Origin of the sequence: Arthrobacter sp. ISL-48, assembly GCF_018613805.1 — a bacterium.
Taxonomy (GTDB): domain Bacteria; phylum Actinomycetota; class Actinomycetes; order Actinomycetales; family Micrococcaceae; genus Arthrobacter.
In genome coordinates, this window is the sequence record NZ_JAGGPL010000002.1 from 142,013 (window position 1) to 165,335 (window position 23,323).

Here is a 23,323-nt window from a genome sequence, read left to right on the forward strand (position 1 = left end):
GGTGATGCGAATTCCGCTGGTGCGGTCAACCAAGACTGCGAGGCGGGCCGGACGCGGTCAACGAAAACAATCCCTCTATACTTTTTTGGATACCGGCCTCCATGTCAGCTCTGCCTATGAGAGGAAGATCAACGATGGTTCAGGGCCGTGCCCAAGCGACGCGATCCGCAGTCCTACGGGCGGGAGCTGTGGTGTTCAACCGCGAGGGTTTTGCCGGCGCTACTGCTGCTGACATCATCAGGGAGGCTGCGGTGACCAAGGGAGCGATGCAGTTTCACCTTCAGACCAAGGAAAAGCTCGCCCAGGCCGTCATCGCGCAATACGAGCGGGAATTCGCCCCCGCCTCGGCTGCCATATCGAATCAGCGCGGGGGTACCCTTACTGCCGCGATGGAACTCTCCGCGCTAGTCGCACGCCAACTTACAGAAGAACCGTTTGTTGGTGCCGCATACCGTCTTTCCATGGAGGAGTCCGCCTTTGCTGCTCGGGTGACCAAACCCTATCTGGAGGTTATGCAGGCGTTCGAGGTGCTTTTCCGCCAGGCCGCCAGCGCGGAAGAGCTTCGGCCAGGCATTAATTTCGAAGACTTGGCCCGATATGTGGTGGCATCCTTCATCGGAGTGCAATTTGTCTCGGACGTGCTGACGAGCCGCACCGATCTGATCGAACGGGTAACCCATATGTGGACTTTCCTCCTTCCCTCCATCTCCGACCCAGGATGCCTCCGTGAGCATTTGAAGGTCGCCCGGAGTATCTTCGTTTCCCACTACGCCAAATCCCGATCAGATCTTGCCGAAACCTGATCCGCTGGTTCCCGCCACAGTCAGCGCCGGTGGGTGGCTATATTTACGGCTGCGAAAAGCCGGCCAGTTAGCACCGCAATTCACACCACATTCGGAAGGACCAGACCCGCGGGCGGTCCACCTCTTGGAAACAGAACATCATCATGGATGCCCAGCCCCAATGGTCAGGGGCCCCCTAGTATTGCCTGATGACTAAGTTGCAGGTGCGGCGGGCAGTGGCTGAGGACTTGGCGGGCGTTTGGCCGCTCGCTCGCGATTTCGCCACGTCCTTCAGTCCCGAGCATGAGCCGTTTGAGCGGACATTCCGAGTCCTGCTCGGAACCACCAGCGCGCTCGTCCTCGTTGCTGTTCTGCAGGATCGAATCTCGGGATATCTGTTGGCCCATACGCACGAGACGTTCCTTGCCAACGGACCCGTGGCCTGGGTCGAGGAAGTGATGGTCGACGGGCACTACCGCCGGGGTGGAATCGGTCGCGCGCTAATGACCGAAGCCGAACGATGGGGACGCGAACGGGGCGCATCCTATTCGTCACTGGCCAGCGGCAGGGCAGGAGCGTTCTACCTCCGGCTGGGCTATGAGGACTCGGCCTCGTTCTTCAAAAAGCGGCTCAACGGTCCTGAACTGGGACGAGCACAGTCTTGACGCCTAAGGGAATAAACATGTATATGGGCGTTGTGAGCGGCGGCAGGCAGCACTGGTTTCCTTCCGGGTCAATACTCCCGTGAGCTACCCAGCGGACGAACCGTATGAATCTGGGCTGATGTCAACGGATGACGGCCACCACATCTACTGGGAGGTCTGCGGGATCCCGATGGGAAGCCAGCCGTCGTCCTGCACGGCGGTCCCGGATCGGGGGCGGCTCCTTGGTGGCGGCAGTTTTTCGACCCTCGTCGTTACCGGGTGGTGCTCTTCGACCAGCGAGGATGTGGGCACAGCCTCCCGAACGCCGCTGAAGACCTGGCAGCGCTGGAGAACAACACGACCGCGCATCTGGTCAACGATATGGAAGCGTTACGGGAACTCCTGGGCGTCGAGAAATGGTTGTTGTTCGGTGCTTCTTGGGGATCAACACTGGGCCTCAGCTATGCCGTCGAGCATCCAGAGCGGGTCTCGGAGCTTGTGCTGTGGGCCCTTGTCACGACACGCGCCAAGGACGTCCACTGACTTACACATGTGATGGGAGAGATCTACCCGCAGGAATTCGACCAGCTCCTGAACGTCATCTCCGCCCAGGAGCGCGGCAGAAACATTGCCAGGGCAGTCCACACGATGCTCCGTTCCTCTGAACCGGCGGTGCGGGATGCAGCCGCACTGGCCTGGTGTTTTTGGGAAGATCGGCTTTCCACGCCGAGTGGCCCGATCGTCCCGCGGCGAAGTGCGCAGGATCCCCTGGCGCGGCTTGGGTTCTCCCGAATTGTGACCCACTACTTTGCCAACGCTGCGTTCCAGGCTGACGATGCAATCACCAGTCGTCTCGACCGCATTGCGCACATTCCGGCCTACTTCGTTCGTGGGCGCCTGGATATTGCCTCGCCGTTGCGGTCTGCCTATGAGATTGCACAGCAGCTTCCCCACTCCACGCTCGACATCGTTGAGGCCGACGCGCACAGCGGCGGCGACGACACCCTTGGGCGCCTTGTCGCGATAATGGACAGGTTGGGCGCATCGAACTGATCCCGTATCCGAGTGTGGTCCTTGTGGGACACTCCCAGAGAAGGTCGCCGCCGGTGGCGTGCAGTTCGCGCAGGATTTGGTCCTCTCGGGCTTGGTGGACGGTCATCCCCATGGATGTCCGCGCGGAACCCAACTGGCAGCTCGCCTAAACGCACCAAGCGCGACTTCCAGAAACAGAACCAACCGACGGGCTTGACCTTCGAGCCGGGTTGAAGGTTTACGGTAGGGGCCATGAAGACCTTGCGGATTTCTGAGGTCGCCGCACGCACTGGAGTGCCGGCGACTACCTTGCGCTACTACGAAGACATCGGGCTGATTGGCCCGGCTGTCCGTTCAGCTAACGGCTACCGGACCTATGACGAACGGGACCTGGAACGCCTGGCAGTCATCACCCGTGCGAAGAAGCTGGACATCAGCCTCGAAGACGTGCGCGACCTCGTGGCAGCCTGGGAAAGCGATGAATGCGGGACCGTCCAGCACCGCCTGAGCGGAATCGTCGCCACCCGGCTACGGGAGACCCGGGAGAGCATTGCCGAGCTGACCGGCCTGGCCGATCAGCTCGAACAGGCCCGCGCAAGGCTCACGGGAAAACCCTAGGAAGGTGCGTGCACCGATGACTGCGCCTGCGTTGGCATCGACCAGACACCTCGGCAGGCGCCGCCGGCGGGCGCTTTGCTGATCCCGCTCCTGCCCGCAGCGGAGGAAATCCTGGGGGCTTCGTGCACCCTTGGACGGAGCGCACTTCCGGCCCGGCTGGACGAATGGACCGCCCTGGTTGCAGACGCCACCGGCCGGACCGCCCTCGACGACGGTATTGCCCTGGACTTTGCCAACAACCCCGAGCTGGCGGCTGGCCTTGCCCGGCTCGCCGCCGAGGAATACCAGTGCTGCTCATTCTTCGACTTCACCATCGCCGTGAATGCCGCGGGGCTGCGCCTGGAAGTCCGCGCCCCGGCCCATGCTCAGGATGCCCTGCGCACCGTCTTCGGCGCAGCAGCGTGACCGACCTCAGCCAGGAACAACCACCGACGATCAAACCCCAACAGACGAGGACTCCCCTCCGTAGATGATCTTTCCAGGCTCAAAAGGGCAGTTGCGCAGCAACCGACGTCCGTGACGGCGCGGGGCGGGAGCCCGGTCAGGCTGGGCCTTGCGAAAGTCCTTCCAGAAAGGCTGTTGACAGCAATCAACTAACGCGCGTAACTTAGATCACACGCGGCAGGTAACGCGCGTTAGTTGGGCGAGGACAGCTGGTTTGTCATGACCTGTTGGGCCCGTCCCAGGCAGATTTCGGAGTATTCAATGGCGAACCGCACTACACCCGCCTCCGCCCAGCGCGGCGTCACCATGGCGGATGTGGCCAGGCACGCCGGGGTGTCACGCACGGCCGTGTCGTTCGTCCTCAGCAGCAGGGAAACCGCCAGCATCTCCGAAGACACCAAGCACCGCATCCTGGAAGCCGTCCAGACCCTGGGCTATCGGCCCAACGCCGGTGCCCGCGCCCTGGCTTCGCAGCGCAGTGACTGGTACGGGTTGGTCACGGAGATTGTCACCGCACCGTTCGCGGTGAACATCATCAAGGGGGCACAGGACCAGGCCTGGCTGGACAAGCGCTTCCTGCTCATTGCATCCACGGAACAGGGTGGAGGGCGGCCGGACAGCGAGCATGCAGGCATGGAAGAAGCAGCAGTCGAAAAGCTGCTGGAGCAGCGGGTCGCGGGGATTCTCTACGCGGCCACCTGGCACCGGGCGGTTAGTGTTCCGGAGATCATCCGGGAGATCCCCACGGTCTTGATCAACTGCTTTGACGCCGAAGGAACCCTGCCGTCCATTGTCCCGGACGAGCGGGGCGGCGGACGCCGGGCCACGGAGCGTCTGCTCGCGGCAGGTCACCGGCGCATCGGCTTCATCAACCTCGATCCCGACATCCCGGCGGCGGTGGGCAGGCTGGAAGGCTACTACGACGCCCTGGCGACTGCCGGCGTCGCGCCTGACCCGGGCCTCATCGTGTCCGGGCATGCGACCGCGGACGGCGGCTACACAGCCGCCCGTGAACTGCTGGACCGCAGCGGAAAAGCAGGACGGCCCACCGCGCTGTTCTGCGCAAACGACAGGATGGCCATGGGTGCCTATGACGCCATCAAGGAACACGGACTGGCCATCCCCCACGACATCGCCGTGATCGGCTTCGACAACCAGGAACTCATTGCGGCCTACCTCCGGCCGAAACTGACAACGGTTGCGCTGCCCTTCGAGGAGATGGGTGCGCTGGGTGTCCAGACACTCGCAAGCCTTACAGCCGGACAGCCGATCACCGCACACCAGCAAATGGTCGACTGTCCGCTGCTAGAACGCTTTTCAGTCTGACGGCAAATCAACAACTGAAGAGCAACCCCAACCACACCTTCACCTTCAGCGATGAAGAGAGGAAAGAGATATCCATCATGACACAATCGCGATTCCTCAGGTCTGCCCGCATCACCGCGGCCAGCCTGGCAGTAGGTGCCCTCCTGCTCACTGGCTGCTCAGCCAACCAGGGCAGCCAGTCAAAAGCCGGCGGTTCAGCAGACAGCGCCTTCCTCACCATTCCCCGTGAGGACATGGGCACTTTTGTGCGGAACTTCAACCCGTTTGCCCCGACCGTGGCCCCCATGACCCAGCAGGCCATTTACGAGTCCCTCTTGATTTACAACCCGGCCAAGGGTGAAACCACGCCGTGGCTTGCCAGTGACTGGAAGGCGGCCGAGGACGGCAAGTCCGTCGTCTTCACCCTCCGTGAGGGTGTGAAATGGTCCGACGGCCAGCCGCTCGTTCCCGCGGATGTGGTGACCACCTTCGCCCTGCAGAAGAAGATCAAGGGCGGCTACGACTACCTGGACACGGTGGCGGCCGAAGGCGCCAACCAGGTGAAGTTCACTTTCAAGACTCCATGGTCGCCGGCCCTGTTCGACCTCGGCCAACTGAGCATCCTGCCCGACCACGTCTGGTCCAAGATTGCGGATCCTGAGAAGGACGCCAACGAAAAGCCCGTGGGCACCGGACCCTACAGTGAGGTGGACTCGTTCCAGGCGCAGTCCTTTGTGCTGAAGAAGAACCCTAACTACTGGCAGCCGGAAAAGCAGAAGATCGCCGGCATCAAGATGCTCGCGTTTGCAGGGAACGACGGCGCCAACCTCGCCGCCGCGAACGGCGACGTTGACTGGGCTCCGCAATACATGCCAAACATCGAGAAAACGTTCATCTCCAAGGACCCCGGCCACCGCAGGTACTGGTTTCCGCCCACGGGTTCCATGATCAACTGGCAGCTCAACACCACCAAGGAACCGTTCAACAACACCAACGTCCGCAAGGCCCTCAGCATGGCCGTGGACCGAGAGCAGGTAACCAAGATCGGCATGAGCGGCTACACCAAGCCGGCTGACTGCACCGGCCTGTCCGGGAGCTACGAAAACTGGAAGAACGAGAAAGTCCAGGAGGACTGCGACTGGACCAAGCTGGACGTTGACGCGGCCAACAGGCTCCTGGACCAGGCAGGCTATGCCAAGGGCGCAGATGGCAAACGTGTCCTGAAGGACGGCAAGCCCTTCGAGTTCAAGATCTCAGTAGGCGCGGCGTCCTCCGATTGGCTTTCCGTGGCTAACGTGATCGCGCAGAACCTCGCAGAGGTAGGCGTCACTGTAAAGGTTGATTCCCCTGACTGGGCTGCCGTGGTGGCAGGTTTTGAGACCGGCGACTTCGATTCCGGCATCGTGTGGAGCGCCAACGATCCGAGCCCGTACAAGTACTTCGCAGGCATGATGGGCACGTCCACGGTCAAGCCTGTGGGTGGGAAGGCGTTCGAGAACTACCATCGCTTTGGCAGCCCCAAGGCCGACGCCCTCCTGACCGAATTCGCAGCCTCCGCTGATGAGACCGTCCAGCACACCGTCGCCGACAGACTCCAGGAGGAGTTCAGCGCTGTTGCCCCCGCCATCCCGCTCTTCGCGGGGCCGGAGTGGGGCGCGTACAACACCACCCGCTTCACCGGCTGGCCCACGGAAGAGAACCCCTACGCCACCCTGTCAGTGCGGGCACCCACCACAGTGCTGGTCCTGACCTCGCTGGAACCGGTCAAGTAGTCCCCACCGCCACCGCATGACCATCGGCGTGCCCGGACGCCAGTAACGGGCACCGGGCACGCCGCCCATCTTCCGCACTTCCCGAACGGAGGGAAACCTTGCGCTTCATCCTGCGCCGCCTGGGTTTCTACCTGATCGCCTTCTGGGTGTCCATCACCTTGAATTTCCTGCTCCCGCGCTTTATGCCCGGTGATCCCGTCTCCCGCATGTTTGCCCGCACCCAGGACCGTATGCAGCCCGAACAGATCGAGGCGCTCCGCAGGCTCCTCGGCGTCGACGACCGCCCCCTGTGGGAGCAGTACATCGGCTACCTGCACAACATGCTCACCGGGCAGATGGGTGTGTCCATCTCCCGGTTCCCCACTCCGGTGACAGAGGTGATCGCATCCCAGGTGGGCTGGACGCTCCTGCTGGGCGGGACCGCACTGGTGATTGCCGCTGTCCTGGGTAACCTGCTGGGAATCCTCGCAGCCTGGCGGCGGGGCGGGGCCATCGACTCCGCCCTCCCGCCGATCCTGATCTTCATCGGATCCTTCCCCTACTTCTGGCTGGCCATGGGCGCCCTGTACCTGTTCGGCGTCACGCTGGGCTGGTTCCCCATCCGGCACGCCTTCAGCGACACCATCGAGCCCAGCTTCAGCTGGGAGTTTATGTCCGACGTCGGCATGCACCTGGTGCTGCCGGCCCTCACCATCGTCCTGGTCTCAGTGGGCGGCTGGATGCTGGGGATGCGCAACACCATGATCGCCACGAACGCCGAGGACTACATCACCATGGCCGAGGCAAAAGGACTCCGGCCGGGGCGCATTATGTTCCGGTACGCTGCCCGCAACGCCATGCTGCCATCTGTCACGAGCTTCGGCATGAGCCTGGGTTTTGTGGTGGGCGGCGCGCTCCTGACGGAGGTCGTGTTTGCCTACCCTGGAGTGGGCTACCAGCTCCTCAACGCCGTGCAGGGCCTGGACTACCCGCTCATGCAGGGACTCTTTCTGACCATCACGGCCGCCGTGCTGCTGGCCAACTTCCTGGTGGATATCCTCTACGTCCGCCTCGATCCGCGTGTCCGCAGTAACTAGGAAGAACGGACTATGACAAGTTCCATCGCAACCACTGCCTCCACCGTTTCAGGGGAGACCCTGGCCGGTTCCCGTCCCGGCAACCCAGTAGGATTGATGCCCGACGGCGGCGGCGCACTTCCGCCCCAAGGTTCCGTCCGGCAACCCAACAGAACCCTCCTGCACGGGCTGCTCACCAACAAGAAAGCCATGGCCGGCACCGCCATCCTGCTCACCTTCATTGCCCTGGCGCTGTTCGCCCCTCTGCTGTTCCCGGACAACCCCTCCAAGATCACGGGCATGGCATCCCAGGAACCCGATGCCGAATTTTGGTTGGGCACCACGGCTAAAGGCCAAGATGTCCTGGCCCTGACCATCCACGGGGCCCGCAGCTCCCTGCTGGTAGGCCTGACCGTCGGCTTTGCCTCCACCTTCATCGGCATCCTCGTCGGGCTGGCTTCGGCGTACTTCGGCAAGTTCATCGACGAAGCCCTGTCCCTCACTACCAACGTGTTCCTGCTGCTGCCGGGCCTGCCGCTGCTGGTGATCCTGGCCGCGTTCCTGCCGCCGGGCCTTGGCACCGTCATCCTGGTCCTGGTGGTCACCGGCTGGGCGGGCTCAGCGCGGGTGTTGCGCTCGCAGGCCCTGTCCATCCGTTCCAAGGACTTTGTTGCCGCGGCCGTGGTGACCGGTGAACGTCCAATGCGGATCATGTTCCGGGAGATTCTGCCCAACATGGCCTCCATCGTTATGGGCACCCTCCTGGCCTGCATCATTTACGGAATCGGAGCCCAGGCCGGCCTGGAGTTCCTTGGCCTGGGCGACGTCAGCACGGTCTCCTGGGGAAACAACCTCTACTGGGCCGGCAACGAAGGCGCCCTGCTGACGGGCAGTTGGTGGGTATTCGTCCCGTCAGGCCTCTGCATCGCCCTGGTGGCTTTCTCACTGTCGCTTATCAACTACGCGGTGGATGAGGTTACCAACCCGCGCCTGCGGAAAATTGCGCGGCGGAAAATTCAAACGACCAAGCCGGTCGCCGCCGGAAAGCGAGGGGCAGCATGACCGTTTCCCAAACCTCCTTCGGTTCGCACGAGCCGGTGCTTGAAATCAAGGACCTCACTGTGAAGTACCGCGGTGACACACGGTCCACCACCGCCGTCGACCGCGTCTCCTTCAGCATCGGCGTCGGCGAAATCTTCGGCCTGGCCGGCGAATCCGGCTGCGGCAAGTCCACCATCGCCAACGCCATCATGCGCTTGTTGCGCGACCCGGCGGAGATCTCCGGCGGCAGCATCCGCTTTGGCGGCAGGGATGTCCTGTCCATGGGAAGCGAAGAGCTGCGGCGTTTCCGCTGGCAGGACGTAGCCATGGTGTTCCAGTCGGCCATGAACTCGCTGAACCCGGTCATGACTATCGGGGATCAGATTGTGGATATCTATACCACGCATGCGGGCTACTCCCGCAAGGAGTCGCTGCGGCGGGCCGCCGAACTGCTTGAATTGGTCCGGATCGACCCTGCCCGGCTCAAGTCCTATCCGCACCAGCTTTCAGGGGGGATGCGCCAGCGGGCGGTCATCGCCATGGCGGTGGCGCTGAAGCCCTCGCTGCTGATCCTGGACGAGCCAACCACCGCCCTGGACGTGGTGGTGCAGCAGGAGATCTTGGCCCAGATCAAGGAGCTGCAGCACGAACTGGGCTTCTCTGTCCTGTTCATCACCCACGATATGTCCCTGATGGTGGAGCTCTCGCACCGGATGGCCGTTATGTACGGCGGCCGGATCGTGGAAACGGCGAGGGCCAAACACATCCACACGGCTCCGCAGCACCCTTACACCCAGGCACTCATGGGGGCCTTCCCCCCGCTGACAGGGCCGCGCGTTCCGCTTACAGGCCTGCCCGACGGCGTGAAGTTCAGCAACATCGCCGATCTCCGGGAGGTCTCGCCGGGGCACTTCGTGTCACCCCTTCCCGTCCTGCAAGGAGCACAGCCATGAGCACAAACAACCCGGCCCCGGAAGCGCCGGTACAGGAGAGCTCCGTGCAGATGCCGCCCGCCCGGAAGGTTCCAGCAAAGCAGATTCCAGCCTTGGAAGTCCGCGGCCTGGTCAAGGACTTCCACAGCGGCGGACTGTTCTCCCGGGCATCCGTGCGGGCTCTGGGCGGCGTGGATCTCACTATCGGAAAGGGCCAGATCGTGGCGCTGGTAGGCGAGTCCGGCTCCGGAAAGAGCACCCTGGCACGCTGTGTTGCCCGGCTTGAGAAGCCCACCGCCGGCCAGATCCTGGTGAACGGCATCAACGTCCTGAAACGGGACCGCTTCCAGGCCTCCAAGGAATACCGGTCGCAACTCCAGATGGTGTTTCAGGATCCATTCGGTTCGCTCAATCCGGTCCACCGGGTGGAGCACTTCCTCACCCGCTCCCTGACCCTCCACGGAAAAGCCGGAACCGCGGATGAGCTGCGGATACGCCTGGATCAGCTGATGACTACCGTGGGCCTCACCCCTGACATGCTCAACTCCTACCCGCACGAGCTGTCTGGCGGGCAACGGCAGCGGGTAGCCATTGCCCGGGCGCTCGCCGTGGAGCCAGACGTGATCCTGGCTGACGAACCTACGTCGATGCTCGACGTGTCCGTTCGGATCGGAATCCTCAACCTGATGCGCCAGCTGCGGGACCGCCAAGGAATTTCCATGCTTTACATCACGCACGATCTGGCATCCGCCCGCTATTTGGCAGACCGCATCGCCGTGATGTTCGCCGGGGAAGTCGTGGAGGAAGGCGAATCCCTTGATGTGCTGGCCAACCCGGCCCACCCCTACACGCGGCTCCTGGTGTCGGCGGTGCCGGACCCTGCGCGCACAGGCTCCTACGATCCTGCTGATCGGGCTGCGCTGCGGGCTGCGGTGATGGAATCGGCGTCATGTGTCTTCGACGGCGATAGGCAGCAGCGCTGCTCTGTCACCGAGCCCGTGCGGCATTTGGTGGGCAATGCCGCCAACCGCCACTGGGTGCGCTGCCACCTGTACCGGCCGACAGCTGCCGCGGCCGGCCACGCACTTTCCTCCGACCCGTCAGCCTCCATTGCGGCGGACGGCTCCCTCACAGAATCCAAGGCTTCCGCATGACTGAACTGACCCATCCCTTGGCCACAGTCCCGCGGGACGAGCTCGTGGCCCGTGCCGAGGCAGACCCGCACCGGCCGCGTTTCCACTTCGTCTCTCCCGCAGGGTGGCTCAATGACCCTAACGGGGTCGGCCAATGGAACGGGACCTACCATCTCTTCTACCAGTACAACCCGGAGGGAGCCTTCCACCACCGCATCCTGTGGGGCCACGCCACCAGTCAGGACCTGGTGCGCTGGACGGACCAGCCGGTGGCTTTGGAACCCACTCCCGGTCCGGACGCCGACGGATGCTGGTCAGGCGTGCTGGTGAACGACCGCGGGACGCCCACCCTGGTCTACTCAGGCCGGCATGGTGAACGCGAACTTCCCTGCGTGGCGACCGGCTCCCCGGACCTCCTGGCCTGGACCAAGTCTGACGCGAATCCGGTCATTCCAGGCCCGCCCGCCGGCGTCGAGATCACGGCCTACCGTGACCACTGCGTCTGGCGCGAAGGTTCCCGCTGGCGGCAGGTGGTGGGCTCCGGAATCCGGGGGCGCGGGGGCACCGCCTTCCTCTATGAGTCCGAGGACCTGCGGGCGTGGAGGTATGTGGGGCCGCTGCTCATTGGCGACGCCTCCGCCAGCGATCCGGCAGACAGCAGCTGGGAGGGCACCATGTGGGAGTGCGTGGACCTCTTCCGGGCCGGCACGGGAACGCTGGGGGACGGGGCCGACGGCGGCGGCGGGCAAAGCCTGGATGCGCTGGTGTTCTCCGCCTGGGACGACGGCGCCACCCGGCATCCGCTCTACTGGACCGGCCGCTACAGCGGGGATTCGTTCACACCGCAAGCATTGCACAGACTGGATTACGGCGGCCGGTACTTCTACGCACCCCAATCATTCGCCGACGATTCCTGCCGGCGGGTGATGTTCGGTTGGCTCCAGGAGGGCCGGACGGAGGAGGCCGTGGTGGCGTCCGGCTGGTCAGGCGTGATGAGCCTGCCACGCGTGGCCACCCTTAACCCGGCGGGGGAGCTGGAGTTTGCTCCTGTACCAGAAGTCGAATCCTTGCGGCACGGCCACATCCGGCTGGGCCCGCAGGCCGTAAGCGGCTTCAAAGTAGTCGACGGCGTCGAGGGAAACCAACTGGACCTGGAACTGGACCTCGAGCTGGAACCCGGGAGCGTCTTCAGGCTCGGTGTTCTTGGCACGCCCTCCGGAACCCGGGATATGGCAGAGGAAACTGTCGTAGAGGTGGGTTACCACGTGGGCGGCGGGGGTGCGGAAGGCTCCTATGTGCTGCTGGACCGCACCCGCAGCAGCCTGGATACGTCGGTGGATACCGGGGAACTGGCAGGTCCGGTTGCCCTCCCCGGCGGCGGGCTACGGCTTCGAGTCATCGTGGACCACTCCGCGCTGGAGGTCTTCGCCAACGGCAAACCCCTGACCGCTCGTGCATACCCCACCCTTGGCGGCGGCAGCGTGCGGATTTCCGCAGCCGGGATTGTGCGGCTGCGGCAACTCGACGCCTGGCGGATGGAAGACGTTTTCGACGGGCCCCGCCCGCTCTTTCCCTGAACACCGGCGGTTACTCCCTGCCTTCCCTTTGACGCTCCCCGTTGTGAAGCTCACGAGGGGCGGGCAGGGAGCAAACCGCTGCCCACATTCCCAAAGATCAAAGGTGATCTGAATGTCGAAGAGACTTGTTGCAGGAATCGCGGCCGCCGCCCTTGGGCTCGGCACGCTCAGCGCGGGGGCCGTGCTTGCCCCGGCAATCCTCGCCGGGCCCGCTCAGGCAGCCGGCCAGGCGCCGATCACGCTGAACAGCACAACCAGTCCCATTCCCGACGCCGTAGCCCTCCCCAACAGCGGCACCTGGACCCGGACCGCTGAAGGCGCTTACACCGCCGTCGTGCCGCCTGGCGAGAACGGCGCCGCCATGAGCGAACAGCTCGTCAGCGGCACTGCCCGGTACACAGCAGAGGTGTCTGTTGACCCCGAGACGCCCTACGGTGTGGGGACCCTGCTCTTCAGGGCCGCCGCAGACGGGAGCGGCGGCTATGCGGTGGCTCTCGACCCCAACCTCGACCGCGTCAGGCTCTTTGACCTCGCCACCGGTGAAGACGTGGTTCCTTCGGCGGCCGTTCCGCTGGATACCGGCCACCAGTATTCCGTGGACGTACACGTGGACGGCCCCCGCATTTACGTTGAGGTCGACGGCATTGAACGCCTGGACGCCGTGGACCAGCGGTATCAAAGCGGGCATCTGGGCCTGCTCGCCTACAACGGCCGGATACACTTCGGACAGCTGTCCGCCCGCTCGGTCGAGGCAAATGTCACCGGCTGGACGACCTCCGGGGCTGGCTGGCAGGCGTCCGCCACCGGCTTGCGTGGCACGGCGGCTACCGGCGCTAATCTCCGGGCCGTTGCCACCGGGCAGATCCCGCAGGTCACCGATTTCACCGCCGACGTCCAGATCCATTCTGCCTATGCCGTTGGAGCGGTCCTGTTCCGCAGCAACGCTGCGGGCAGCGCGGGTTACGCCGCGGAGGTGGACCCGAACGCCGGGCGGCTGCGTCTGTATCGGATCGAGGACAACACCACTCTTGGGACCTACAACACGGCTATCACGGTCAACGGCGTCTATCGGCTCCGGGTGACGGCCGACGGCGGTCAGCTTGCAGTTCATTGGCAGACGGACTTCCTTGACCCGGACGGCTATGCTCCGGTCATCACAGCCCAGGATGCCGCCCATGGCTCCGGCCACGTGGGACTTCGGTCCTTCAATGGGGACTCAGCCTTCCAGGGCCTGACGCTCAAGGGCCTGGAAAGTTCTCTCCAGGGCTGGCGTAGCGCCTCCGGAAGCTGGGAACCGGACGTCAGGGGGCTGCGCGGCGCAGCGGATGGCATGCCCGTTGGCGGGGAAGCTTCGCGTTTCATCCCTGCTGTGGCATCGGACGTCGTCGTATCACTTGACCTGGACGTTGCGGCACCGGCGACAGCCGCCGTCGTGGTCCGCTGCAATGAAGACGGCAGCGGCGGCACTGAGCTGAGGATCGATCCCGGCGCCGGGACTGTGGTCCTGAGGGACCGGGCCGCCGGAACCGACCTCGCGAACAGCGCCGTACCGCCGGACAGCTTGGCCGTCGGCCAGTTGAACCGGGTCCAGCTCACCGTCCGGGGAACGCAGGCCACCGCCCTGATCAACGGGATCCAAGCCCTCAGCGGACCGGCCGGGACCGCATCAGGAAAAGGCTTCGGGCTGCTCGTCAGCGGCGGAGGGGCCCACTTCCAGAACGTCCGCGCCGATGATGTGGCCATTTACATGAATGGCCTTTACCAGCCCGGCTACCACTACAGCCAGAACTCCGGCAACAGCTCGGACCCCAACGGGCTGGTCTATTTGGACGGTGAATACCACCTGTTCCACCAGGACCGCGGACGGTGGGCCCACGCCGTGAGTACCGACCTGCTCCACTGGAAGCAGTTGCCCATCGCCCTGCCGCACCTTGCCGCAGGGGAGTCGTGGTCCGGGTCCGCGGTGGTGGACGCCACGGACGCCAGCGGGCTCTTTGGTGGCGGCCGGGGCCTGGTGGCCTTCTACACCAGCTTTAACCACGACGCACCGAACGGAAACCAGTCTGTGCGGGCCGCCTACAGCGCCGACCATGGCCGCACCTGGCAGTTGGCCCAGGCCCCGCCCGTAGTGGAAAACCCCGGAGGACCAAGCGGTGCCTGGGACTTCCGGGACCCAAAAATCACGTGGGATGCCGCGGCCGGGACATGGATCATGGTGGTGGCCGCGGGGGACCATCTGCGGTTCTATACCTCCACGAACCTGTTGCAATGGAGCTTTGCGAGCACTTTCGGCTATGGCAATTGGGTACGCGGCGGAGTGCTGGAATGCCCCGACTTTTTCGAACTTCCCGTCGAGGGCCAGCCCGGGGTGAAGCGCTGGGTACTCTGGTGGAGCACCGGAGCAGTGCGGTCCACCAACGGCTCGGCCGCCCAATACGTCACCGGCACTTGGAACGGGACGGCGTTCAGCCCCGATTCAGGTCCTGAGCAGCTGCTGCAGGCGGATGCCGGCAGGGACTACTACGCTGCAATGAGCTTCTTTGGCGCTCCGGACGGGCGCCGCATCATGCTGGGATGGATGAGCAACTGGGACTACGCCTTCAGCGCGCCCACTGGCAGGTGGAACGGGCAGTTAAGCGTTCCGCGTGAGATGAGCCTCAAGGAGGTTCCAGGCGCCGGACTCAGGCTTGCCCAGGAACCCGTCCGCGAACTCGCCAGCCTACGGAACTCCACGTGGCAGGCCACGGAGGTCCTGGTCGGCCCGGACTCCGCCAATCCGCTGGCTGCGGTCACAGGGAGGTCCTTTGAGCTGGAAGCCGAAGTGGCCATCCCATCACCCGGCGGCGCGTCGGCTTTTTCCTTCGGGCTCCGGAAGGGCTCTGCTGGCGGTGCCAGTCAGGAGACCCTGGTCCGCTATGACGGCGTTGCCGGAACACTGGGCGTGGACCGCAGCCGGTCCGGCCGCGAGGATTTCACGAGGTATTTTGCCGGTGATCCGTCGGACAACTCCAGTACGCCGTGGAGTTCCTCGACCGTTGCCGCGGCAGGCGGTGGCACGGAACGCCGGATTAACGTGCGGGTGCTGGTGGATGCATCGTCAGTGGAACTCTTTGGAGGTGACGGCACGGCCGCCATTACCTCGCTGATCTTTCCCGGACCGGACTCCACCGGGTTGTCATTCAGTGCCGAGGGCGGGAATGTCCGGCTGGTGACCGTCAAGGTCCATCAGTTGGCGGACACCTCCCGCCTGACCAGCGCACCGCCGTCGGCCGTTCTGCCGCCGGAAACGGGCACCGCCCGGCACAACTTGGGCGCCTACGCCGTTGTGCCCGGCGGCCGGTGGGAGAGCTCGGGAGCGGGGCTGGCCGGATCATTCGACAAGGATTCAACGGCACTGAGCGCCGGAACATACGCGAACGTGAAGGTTGAGGCGACGGTGCGGTTCGGCGGTGGGCCTTATGCGGGGGCCATGCTCAACGGTGACCTGGCGGCCGATCGCGGGTATGGCGGTGCAGGTTCGGTGCTGCTACGGGCTTCGGCTGACGGATCTACCGCCTACTACGTCAATCTGGATCCAAACCTGCGGTTGGCGCGAATTTTCAAGCTTGAGAACGGCTCCTTCAACCCGGCCACCAGCATCCTGGCCAGTGTCCCGCTGCTGCTTTCACACGCTGTCAGCTACAGGCTAGAGGCCCAGGCCGACGGCGACCGGCTCACCGTGACGCTGGATGGCACCAAACTGATCGACGTGCAGGACCCAGGCCCGGCTTCGGGCAGGGTGGGGTTGAATGTCTTCGACGGGCGCGCTGCCTACCAGGACGTCAGGGTCACAGCCTTGTCCTGACCGGGGCATGTGTGACGCATGTTGAATGCGTAAGCGCCGCCGCCGGCCATTAAGAGGGATGCTTGGTTAGGCAAAATCCCGGTAGCCAGAACGTGAATATTCTCACTAAATCAGATTTAAACTGCAACATTTGACGATCTGCAAGCCCTTATGGCACGCGCGCGCAATCAGAAATGTAAGCGCTTGCATTTGTTATCGCTCACATAGTTTTTGGCCTCCGGAAACACGGTTTGATATGCCCTCGCCAAGCCACTTAGCGTAGAAGACGGCCAGGATCACGATTCTCCTGTGCCACCTCGTTGGCCCTACCCAAGCCCGCGTTTCCCCCCCCCCCCGACACGATGGCGTCCTCGATGACGCCTGTGGTGTTGTCGGGTCGCCGGAGTATCGGGAACCAGGGCACCTGCCCGTCTTCCACGAATAGTTTCAACTCCGCGAGAAGAGCAAACATGCACAAGCACCCCAATTCACCCCGGTTGCTGCGGTGGCGCCCTGCCGCCGCAGCACTGGCGGCGGCCATTGCGGCCTCGGCCTTCCTGGCCGTTCCGTCGGCGCAGGCCAACGAACCGTCGGATCCGCCGACCACGCAGCAGATGCCGGCTCCGACTCCCGGTTTCCCGCTCCCCACCCAGCACACGCAGCAGGCGTATGACCCGGCGTCGGACTTCACCTCAAAGTGGACCCGCGCGGACGCCAAGCAGATCATGGCCCAAAGCGATTCCACCGTGACTCCCGGCCAGAACTCCATGAGCCCCGACGTCACCATGCCGGAAATCCCCCAGGATTTCCCCGCCATGAACGACGACGTTTGGGTCTGGGACACCTGGTCCCTCACGGACGAAAACGCCAACCAGATCAGCTACAAGGGCTACGACGTCATCTTCTCCCTGGTGGCGGACCGCCATGCCGGCTATGGCTTCGACCAGCGCCACTGGAACGCACGCATCGGCTACTTCTTCCGCAAGACCAACGCTGATCCTGCCAAGGACAAGTGGAACTACGGCGGACACCTGTTCCTGGACAACACGTCCATCGGGAACACCGAGTGGTCAGGCTCCACCCGCCTGATGCAGGGCAACCACGTCAACGTCTTCTACACGGCTACCACTTTCTACGATGTGGCTGAGCGCAATGCCGGCGGCGGCGGAATCGCCCCGGATGCTGCCATCGCCAAGGCGCTGGGCAACATCCACGCAGACCAGAACGGCGTCACGTTCGACGGCTTCGAGCACACCAAACTGCTTGAACCGGACGGCAAGATGTACCAGAACAAGGCGCAGAACCCGGGCTTCGCCTTCCGCGATCCTTACACCTTCGCCGACCCGGCACACCCCGGAAAGACATTCATGGTCTTTGAAGGCAACACCGGCGGCACCCGCGGCGAATACAAGTGCAAGCAGGAGGACTTGGGCTACCGGCCGGGCGATCCGAACGCCGAGAGCCTTTCCCAGGTCAACAGCACCGGCTCCTGGTACCAGACGGCCAACGTGGGACTTGCCGTGGCGGACAACAAGGACCTCACCAAGTGGTCCTTCCTGCCTCCGGTCCTTTCCGCCAACTGCGTCAACGACCAGACTGAGCGTCCGCAGATCTTCATCCAGAACGAAGGCGGCAAGAACAAGTACTACCTGTTCACGATCAGCCACCAGTTCACTTACGCGGATGGCATGCGGGGTCCCGACGGCGTCTATGGCTTTGTGGGCAACGGTGTCCGTTCCGACTACCAGCCGATGAACAACAGCGGCCTGACCCTGGGATCCCCCACCGATCTGAACATGCAGGCCAATGCGCCTGAAGGGCCGGATCCCCGCCAGAACGGCCGGCAGTTCCAGGCGTACTCGCACTACGTGCAGCCGGGCGGCCTGGTGCAGTCCTTCATCGACAACGTGAACGGCGTCCGCGGCGGGTCCCTGTCACCCACCGTAAAGATCAACTTCCGCAACGGCGTCTCGACGGTTGACCGTTCCTTCGGCCAGAACGGCCTTGGCCCGTTCGGCTACCTGCCCACCAACGTCCGCGTCGGCGGCGAGGGTCTGTACAAGTAGCAAGCGGCCTCAAGCAGGCAGCGCGGCTCCGTCCCCGGAGCTGCCAGCAGTAAGCGGGGGCGTCCGTGGCATTCACGGGCGTCCCCGCCTTCAAATTTAAGGATCCCCCATGTTCTTCTCCGCCGCTCCCCGGCCATACAGCTGCGGCCCGGACAAGCGCAGGCCGCGCAGACCGGTGCTGTCCGCCGTCGTCGCCCTGCTTCTGGCGGTGATCGGCGCCGGCTGCACCCCGGCCAAGGAGACCCCGGACGCCCCTGACCGCTCATCCGCAAGCCCTGGCCCGGGTGCCCCGTCGCCGTCGGCCAGCGAACCATGGCGGCCGGCCGCGCACCTGACGACGTCCAGAAACTGGATGAACGACCCCAACGGCCTGGTGTACGAAAACGGGACGTACCACGCCTTTTACCAGTACAACCCCAAGGGCAACGACTGGGGCAACATGTCCTGGGGCCATTCCACCAGCACCGATCTGGTGCACTGGACGGAGGAGCCCGTCGCCATGGAAGCTACGGACATGGAGGAAATCTTCTCCGGTTCCATCGTGATGGACACGGAAGACAGGTCCGGGCTGGGCAGTAAGGAGGCGCCCGCCATGGTGGCCCTTTATACCAGCGCCTACAAGGACAACGCCCCGCTCCCGAAGGGTTCGCAGGCCCAGTCGCTCGCGTACAGCCTGGACCACGGTCACACCTGGAAGAAGCACCAGGGCAACCCCGTGGTGAACCTTGAACCGGCCTCACCGAACTTCCGTGACCCCAAGGTCACCTGGTACGAGCCGGGCCAATACTGGGTCATGACCACTGTTGTAGCGGACGCGCATGTGGTGAAGCTCTATAAGTCCACCGACCTCCTGCACTGGGATTTCCTCAGCGACTTTTCCGGCGTGGGGGCACAAGGAGGGCTGTGGGAGATGCCCGAACTCCTGGAAGTCCCGGTAGAGGGGACAAATGAGCGGCGCTGGGTCATGCTCCTCAGCATCAATCCCGGTGGGATCGCGGGCGGCTCCGGGATGCAGTACTTCTCCGGCGATTTCGACGGCGTGACTTTCCGTGCGGAGGGAGCGGCCGGTCCGGAGGCTCCGCTCCAGGACCACCAATGGGTGGATTACGGCGCCGACTTTTACGCGGCCACCACCATTTCCGGTGCCCCCGGCGGCAAGCCCGTCCTTTTCGGCTGGATGGGAAACTGGGACTACGCCCAAAAGATCCCCACCACTCCGTGGCGTGGCACCATGGCTGTTCCCCGCGAACTGACGCTCTCCAGCAACACTTCCATCACCAGCGCCGACGGCGGCAGGGCGGCCTTGCGCTCGTCCATCGCCGCCGTTCCGGCGGCTGAGCTGTCAGGCGGACGTCCCTACGAGCAGCGCATGCAGCTCAACGATGGCAGCCAGCCACTGGGACAGGATTTCTCGTCCCGCTCCCAGCTCCTGGACGTCGAGCTCACACCGGACACCGCGACGGAAGCCGGCATCGTGCTGCGGGGTGCAGAGAGCCCTTCAGCTGATGGTTCGGCAGAAGGCCAGCAGGGCCTGAGGATCAGCTACCGAGCGCAGTCGGGCAGCCTCACCATTGACCGGTCCGCGGCAGGGACCTCCAATTTTTCGGACAAGTTCAGCCCCTACCAGCAGGTGAGTGTGCCGCTGACGGATGGAAAACTCAAGTTGCGCATCTTGCTGGATTCATCATCAGTGGAGGTGTTCGCACCAGACAGCGGCACTGTCATTACGGACCTGTTTCTCCCCGCATGGGCCGATACGGGCGCCTCGGTGTTCAGCGAGGGCGGAAATGCCCGGTTCACTGTGACCGGGCGGAATATCCCTGGCTGACTGCCCTCGATTCCAGCGCGTTGTTACAGGCAGGCGATAGGGTTGGGATCAACAGAAGGGGGAGTGCCAGATGGAATACCAGGACCCACAACCCGATCCGGGTGCCCGTAACCACATTGCCGCCTATCAGGCAGAGTTGCCGGTTCCAGGGCAGGGCCGGACAGTCATCTCTGAAGCTGCTGTGGCCAAGGTTGCGGGCATCGCGGCCCGGGCGGTGCCAGGAGTCCACTCCCTGGGCACCGGTTCTTCCCGCACCCTCGGAGCCATCAGGGACGCGGTAGGCAGTTCCGAGCATGCCGCAGGGGTGCACGCCGAGGTCGGGGAGACCCAAGTGGCCGTGGACATCAATCTGGTGGCCACGTACGGCACTCCCCTCCATTCCCTGGCAGACCAGGTCAGAGCCGCTGTTTTCCGGGCGGTCGAGGAGCTCGTTGGCCTTCAGGTCATCGAGGTTAACGTTGAAATCACCGATGTATACGTGGCGCCGCCAGTGAAGCACACCGTTGTGGGCGCCGGGGGCACCAGCGAAAGGGAAGGATTGCTGTGAACCTGACCGTAGTGGGAATCGCCGTGGGCGCCTTTGTGGCCTTTATGTCCTTCCAGTTCGGGCTCTGGGCCTTCCTGGGATCACTTCTTTTCATGGCCATCGGTGCAATGCTGGGCCGTGCTGCTGAAGGGAAACTGGACCTTCGCGGCGTCCTGGACGCCATCATCGGTAGGCGCTCCTCCTCATGAGCTCGCCTGCACCGGCCCTGCGGGGGAGGGTACTGAGCGGCCACAACCGTATCAGCACACAGGCCCTCACCAGCCTTGCCAAGGCGGCGGCGGCCGAGGCGTTGGGCGTTGAAGCCCAGGATGTCCGGGCCGACTGGTCGGACGACGACGGCCTGCTGGCACTGTCCCTCGTGGCGCCGATCAAAACTCCCTCTCTGAAGGCAGTGGCGCGGGACGCCAGCCGCGTGGCGGCGATCGGGGGATCGGTCTGGGACCGGACAGTTGCCGCTAAGGCCCAGATCCTCGCGACGGTTTCCACCCTCAGCGGTGCCAACCTCAGCAGGGTGGACATCCGGATCAGCGGTGTCAGGATCAGCGAAGGAGGCAGAGTGCAGTGAGCAGTGCACCAGTGGGCAAACGTTCAGCGGCCAACGGACCGGACATGCGCAGGATTATTTACCGGGAGACCCACTCCCCGCGTGCCGCCGTCGCGACGGTGGCGGCCGTCCTTGTCATGGTGTTGGCAGCTTATGGACTCCTGGAAGCGGGCGTGCACGCCATTGGCCAGCCCGCCTGGCTGATCGAGCCCCAGGTGGCAGCCGAACGCATGGCGGCGCTGCCCAGCGGAATATCCCCTGTCCTGCTAGGGGTCATCGGAGCTGTGCTGGCCATGGCCGGGCTCTTTTTTGTTCTTAATGCGGTCCTTCCCGGCCGGCGTGCCCGGCACCTGCTCAATGGCCAGTACGGGGGACAGGCATCCGGAGCAGGCCCGGGAACAGAAGACCTACCGGCAGGGCCGGGAAACGGGCCCTCGGTAGTGGTGGACGATGAGGTCATCGCATCCGCACTGGCACGCAGTGCCCGGCTCGCCGCCAACGTCACGCCGGAGCAGGTCATGGTGGTGGTTTCCCAACGCCAGGTCATCGTGAATGTCCGTCCAACCTCAGGAGTGCCGGTGGACGAAACATCAGTGCTGGCCGCGGTCCAGGAAGAGCTCGACGAGATGGCTCTGATCCCCGCGCCGCAGGTTCGGATCAATGTGTCAACGTCCGGGGTGATTGGCGCGTGAACAGCACCCCGACGCTCCTTAACCGCATACTGATCGGCATCCTGGGCGTCAAACTGCTGGCTGTGGGCCTGCTGCTGATGCTGCTGGCAACTGTTCCGGCCGTGGCCACCTGGTGGCATTCGTGGGCCGGTTCGGTCTGGAGGGGAATCAACCAGGCTTTCAACGACACGCGGTTCCCGGGCCGCCCCGAAAGCTGGCTTTGGATCGTGATAGCGGTTGCCCTGCTGGTGCTGATCGGGCTGATGGTGGCCTGGATCGCCCAGCAAGGGAAGGGCCGAAGCAACCTGCTGGTGGTGGAATATGACCCCGGCAGCGTGGACGGAGATGTCAGGATCGGTGGAGGCGTCGCTGAGCAGGCCCTCAAGCATGCCCTCGGCGAACGGCCTGACCTGGCAGGGGCCACCGTGGTTACCTACGATGTCCACGGCCGTCCTGCCGTGAAGGTCAAGCTCCAGCCGCGGCAGGGGGTTGCGCCGCACCTCCTTGCGGCAGAGGTCGCCGCCTTGGTGACCGCATTGGACACGGTGCTGGGCAAAAGGACCCCCGTGCTGATCCATATCGGTGCCGGCGCCCGGACCCGGTTCAGCCGGGCCGAGCGTGTCCGCTGACTGGTCCAACTGTCATTTTCCGAAGTCGTCTGCACAAACTGCCCCGAGATTACGGGAGTTGTGCAGTCGGGTATGGACATCTGGGTGTTCGAAGTCCTCTGCACAAAGCGTCACTTTGGTCAGGAGTCGCCTGCACAAAACGTCAGAGTACCAGCGGCTTAGCGGCGCCAAATTTAGCGGTAATGCCGTGCCGAAGCGATGTTTTCCTTCTGACGGCCCCAAACTAGACAGCGTCCCAGCGAGGGGATCGCTTTACGGGCACGGTGAAGATGACCTGGGCGTTCCCCTCGGTCATTCCCTGCGACGCCAAGTGAGAGCAGGTAGCTTCAACACCGGTGACCGGTTTCGGTCTGTTTTCCCCGGTGGAAGAATTTGCAGCATGGAGACGATCGAGTGGTGGCCAAAGTTGGACCCTGATGCGCAGGCGTGGCTTATTGCACACAATGGTGAAGCGGTCACCCCGGAGGTGCTGAACAAGATCGCGGCTGCCGGCGGCCTTGTCACGTCGGGCGAGCCGTGGATTGGGGAGTCGGGACCTGAAGGCTTCTACCTCTCCGACGAGGCGCTCGATTGGATCGAGACAACTGCGAACGACGAATCTGACTGAGGCATGCCCGCTAGTGGATCCCTCACCGGACGTTTGTAAGCCGGCTCTATAGTGGCTGCGGCCCGCCTGCCGCCAGGGTGTCCTGCAAGGCAGGGCCCTAGGCCAACCGCAAAAAGGCGACCTACTCAGAGCGCCCAAAGACGATTTGACGAGATTTCAGAGAATGGTTATATTTTTTTCCGTAAGAAAAAGAGAACGGAAGTTCCCCCGCTCAAAGTAGCTGTAGTTGCCTGTTTAGGGGGAAGCACCGTTGCAGTAACACCTGGTCGTCGG

General features: G+C 63.9%; 22 protein-coding genes. All 22 read left to right on the plus strand.

Going from position 1 to position 23,323, the window contains the following annotated elements; translation table 11 throughout:
- Positions 1 to 134 precede the first annotated feature (134 nt).
- The 22 genes from J7E83_RS02985 (at position 135) to J7E83_RS03090 (ending at position 23,050) form a co-directional block, all read left to right on the plus strand.
- On the plus strand, positions 135 to 803 hold the full coding sequence (locus tag J7E83_RS02985; RefSeq protein WP_251043392.1) for a ScbR family autoregulator-binding transcription factor: 669 nt from the start codon (positions 135 to 137) through the stop codon (positions 801 to 803).
- Positions 804 to 991: 188 nt separating this feature from the next.
- Complete coding sequence (locus J7E83_RS02990; protein WP_214958945.1) at positions 992 to 1,447, plus strand: GNAT family N-acetyltransferase; 456 nt, start codon at positions 992 to 994, stop codon at positions 1,445 to 1,447.
- Positions 1,448 to 1,636: 189 nt separating this feature from the next.
- Entirely contained in the window at positions 1,637 to 1,969 is a 333-nt protein-coding gene (locus J7E83_RS02995; protein ID WP_251043410.1) for an alpha/beta fold hydrolase, read from the plus strand.
- 12 nt (positions 1,970 to 1,981) lie between these two features.
- The gene (locus tag J7E83_RS03000) at positions 1,982 to 2,479 is read left to right on the plus strand and encodes a hypothetical protein (RefSeq protein WP_214958946.1); all 498 of its coding nucleotides are present in this window, start codon (positions 1,982 to 1,984) and stop codon (positions 2,477 to 2,479) included.
- Positions 2,480 to 2,710: 231 nt separating this feature from the next.
- Positions 2,711 to 3,076 carry a MerR family transcriptional regulator gene (locus J7E83_RS03005; RefSeq protein WP_214958947.1) on the plus strand — a complete coding sequence of 122 codons (366 nt, stop codon included), beginning with the start codon at positions 2,711 to 2,713 and terminating at the stop codon, positions 3,074 to 3,076.
- 75 nt (positions 3,077 to 3,151) lie between these two features.
- Positions 3,152 to 3,481, plus strand: coding sequence for a hypothetical protein (locus J7E83_RS03010; RefSeq protein ID WP_214958948.1), 330 nt, complete (start codon positions 3,152 to 3,154; stop codon positions 3,479 to 3,481).
- Positions 3,482 to 3,781: 300 nt separating this feature from the next.
- Complete coding sequence (locus tag J7E83_RS03015) at positions 3,782 to 4,846, plus strand: LacI family DNA-binding transcriptional regulator (RefSeq protein ID WP_214958949.1); 1,065 nt, start codon at positions 3,782 to 3,784, stop codon at positions 4,844 to 4,846.
- A 77-nt stretch (positions 4,847 to 4,923) separates the two neighbouring features.
- Positions 4,924 to 6,597, plus strand: coding sequence for an ABC transporter substrate-binding protein (locus tag J7E83_RS03020; RefSeq protein ID WP_214958950.1), 1,674 nt, complete (start codon positions 4,924 to 4,926; stop codon positions 6,595 to 6,597).
- Positions 6,598 to 6,695: 98 nt separating this feature from the next.
- Positions 6,696 to 7,673, plus strand: coding sequence for an ABC transporter permease (locus tag J7E83_RS03025; RefSeq protein ID WP_214958951.1), 978 nt, complete (start codon positions 6,696 to 6,698; stop codon positions 7,671 to 7,673).
- Between the two features lie 96 nt (positions 7,674 to 7,769).
- Positions 7,770 to 8,714: an ABC transporter permease gene (locus J7E83_RS03030; protein ID WP_214959185.1), complete on the plus strand. Its 945-nt coding sequence runs from the start codon at positions 7,770 to 7,772 to the stop codon at positions 8,712 to 8,714.
- Entirely contained in the window at positions 8,711 to 9,646 is a 936-nt protein-coding gene (locus tag J7E83_RS03035; RefSeq protein WP_214958952.1) for an ABC transporter ATP-binding protein, read from the plus strand. The genes J7E83_RS03030 and J7E83_RS03035 overlap by 4 nt, the downstream gene beginning before the upstream one ends.
- A gap of 50 nt (positions 9,647 to 9,696) precedes the next feature.
- Entirely contained in the window at positions 9,697 to 10,779 is a 1,083-nt protein-coding gene (locus J7E83_RS03040) for an ABC transporter ATP-binding protein (RefSeq protein ID WP_214959187.1), read from the plus strand.
- Positions 10,776 to 12,335 (plus strand): glycoside hydrolase family 32 protein, encoded by a 1,560-nt coding sequence (locus J7E83_RS03045; protein ID WP_214958953.1) that lies wholly within the window; start codon positions 10,776 to 10,778, stop codon positions 12,333 to 12,335. Before J7E83_RS03040 ends, J7E83_RS03045 begins: the two co-directional genes overlap by 4 nt.
- 112 nt (positions 12,336 to 12,447) lie before the next feature.
- Positions 12,448 to 16,179 (plus strand): glycoside hydrolase family 32 protein, encoded by a 3,732-nt coding sequence (locus tag J7E83_RS03050; protein WP_214958954.1) that lies wholly within the window; start codon positions 12,448 to 12,450, stop codon positions 16,177 to 16,179.
- Positions 16,180 to 16,628: 449 nt separating this feature from the next.
- Entirely contained in the window at positions 16,629 to 18,224 is a 1,596-nt protein-coding gene (locus tag J7E83_RS03055) for a glycoside hydrolase family 68 protein (protein ID WP_214958955.1), read from the plus strand.
- Positions 18,225 to 18,333: 109 nt separating this feature from the next.
- Entirely contained in the window at positions 18,334 to 20,052 is a 1,719-nt protein-coding gene (locus J7E83_RS03060) for a glycoside hydrolase family 32 protein (protein WP_214958956.1), read from the plus strand.
- 70 nt (positions 20,053 to 20,122) lie between these two features.
- A complete protein-coding gene (locus J7E83_RS03065; protein ID WP_214958957.1) occupies positions 20,123 to 20,599 on the plus strand; it encodes an Asp23/Gls24 family envelope stress response protein in 477 nt (158 codons plus the stop codon).
- Complete coding sequence (locus J7E83_RS03070; protein ID WP_214958958.1) at positions 20,596 to 20,787, plus strand: hypothetical protein; 192 nt, start codon at positions 20,596 to 20,598, stop codon at positions 20,785 to 20,787. The genes J7E83_RS03065 and J7E83_RS03070 overlap by 4 nt, the downstream gene beginning before the upstream one ends.
- A complete protein-coding gene (locus J7E83_RS03075) occupies positions 20,784 to 21,164 on the plus strand; it encodes a hypothetical protein (protein WP_214958959.1) in 381 nt (126 codons plus the stop codon). Before J7E83_RS03070 ends, J7E83_RS03075 begins: the two co-directional genes overlap by 4 nt.
- A gap of 44 nt (positions 21,165 to 21,208) precedes the next feature.
- Entirely contained in the window at positions 21,209 to 21,835 is a 627-nt protein-coding gene (locus J7E83_RS03080; protein ID WP_251043412.1) for a DUF6286 domain-containing protein, read from the plus strand.
- Positions 21,832 to 22,443, plus strand: coding sequence for a hypothetical protein (locus tag J7E83_RS03085; protein WP_214958961.1), 612 nt, complete (start codon positions 21,832 to 21,834; stop codon positions 22,441 to 22,443). The genes J7E83_RS03080 and J7E83_RS03085 overlap by 4 nt, the downstream gene beginning before the upstream one ends.
- A 379-nt stretch (positions 22,444 to 22,822) precedes the next feature.
- Positions 22,823 to 23,050 carry a hypothetical protein gene (locus J7E83_RS03090; protein ID WP_214958962.1) on the plus strand — a complete coding sequence of 76 codons (228 nt, stop codon included), beginning with the start codon at positions 22,823 to 22,825 and terminating at the stop codon, positions 23,048 to 23,050.
- Positions 23,051 to 23,323: the final 273 nt, after the last annotated feature.

Coding starts and splice junctions, on each gene's coding strand:
- J7E83_RS03075 (WP_214958959.1), top strand. CDS start 20,784: ATGAGCTCGCCTGCACCGGCCCTGCGGGGGAGGGTACTGAGCGGCCAC.
- J7E83_RS03040 (WP_214959187.1), top strand. CDS start 9,697: ATGCCGCCCGCCCGGAAGGTTCCAGCAAAGCAGATTCCAGCCTTGGAA.
- J7E83_RS02985 (WP_251043392.1), top strand. CDS start 135: ATGGTTCAGGGCCGTGCCCAAGCGACGCGATCCGCAGTCCTACGGGCG.
- J7E83_RS03045 (WP_214958953.1), top strand. CDS start 10,776: ATGACTGAACTGACCCATCCCTTGGCCACAGTCCCGCGGGACGAGCTC.
- J7E83_RS03035 (WP_214958952.1), top strand. CDS start 8,711: ATGACCGTTTCCCAAACCTCCTTCGGTTCGCACGAGCCGGTGCTTGAA.
- J7E83_RS03020 (WP_214958950.1), top strand. CDS start 4,924: ATGACACAATCGCGATTCCTCAGGTCTGCCCGCATCACCGCGGCCAGC.
- J7E83_RS02990 (WP_214958945.1), top strand. CDS start 992: ATGACTAAGTTGCAGGTGCGGCGGGCAGTGGCTGAGGACTTGGCGGGC.
- J7E83_RS03030 (WP_214959185.1), top strand. CDS start 7,770: ATGCCCGACGGCGGCGGCGCACTTCCGCCCCAAGGTTCCGTCCGGCAA.
- J7E83_RS03000 (WP_214958946.1), top strand. CDS start 1,982: ATGGGAGAGATCTACCCGCAGGAATTCGACCAGCTCCTGAACGTCATC.
- J7E83_RS03090 (WP_214958962.1), top strand. CDS start 22,823: ATGGAGACGATCGAGTGGTGGCCAAAGTTGGACCCTGATGCGCAGGCG.
- J7E83_RS03080 (WP_251043412.1), top strand. CDS start 21,209: ATGCGCAGGATTATTTACCGGGAGACCCACTCCCCGCGTGCCGCCGTC.
- J7E83_RS03015 (WP_214958949.1), top strand. CDS start 3,782: ATGGCGAACCGCACTACACCCGCCTCCGCCCAGCGCGGCGTCACCATG.
- J7E83_RS03055 (WP_214958955.1), top strand. CDS start 16,629: ATGCACAAGCACCCCAATTCACCCCGGTTGCTGCGGTGGCGCCCTGCC.
- J7E83_RS03005 (WP_214958947.1), top strand. CDS start 2,711: ATGAAGACCTTGCGGATTTCTGAGGTCGCCGCACGCACTGGAGTGCCG.
- J7E83_RS03065 (WP_214958957.1), top strand. CDS start 20,123: ATGGAATACCAGGACCCACAACCCGATCCGGGTGCCCGTAACCACATT.
- J7E83_RS03050 (WP_214958954.1), top strand. CDS start 12,448: ATGTCGAAGAGACTTGTTGCAGGAATCGCGGCCGCCGCCCTTGGGCTC.
- J7E83_RS03060 (WP_214958956.1), top strand. CDS start 18,334: ATGTTCTTCTCCGCCGCTCCCCGGCCATACAGCTGCGGCCCGGACAAG.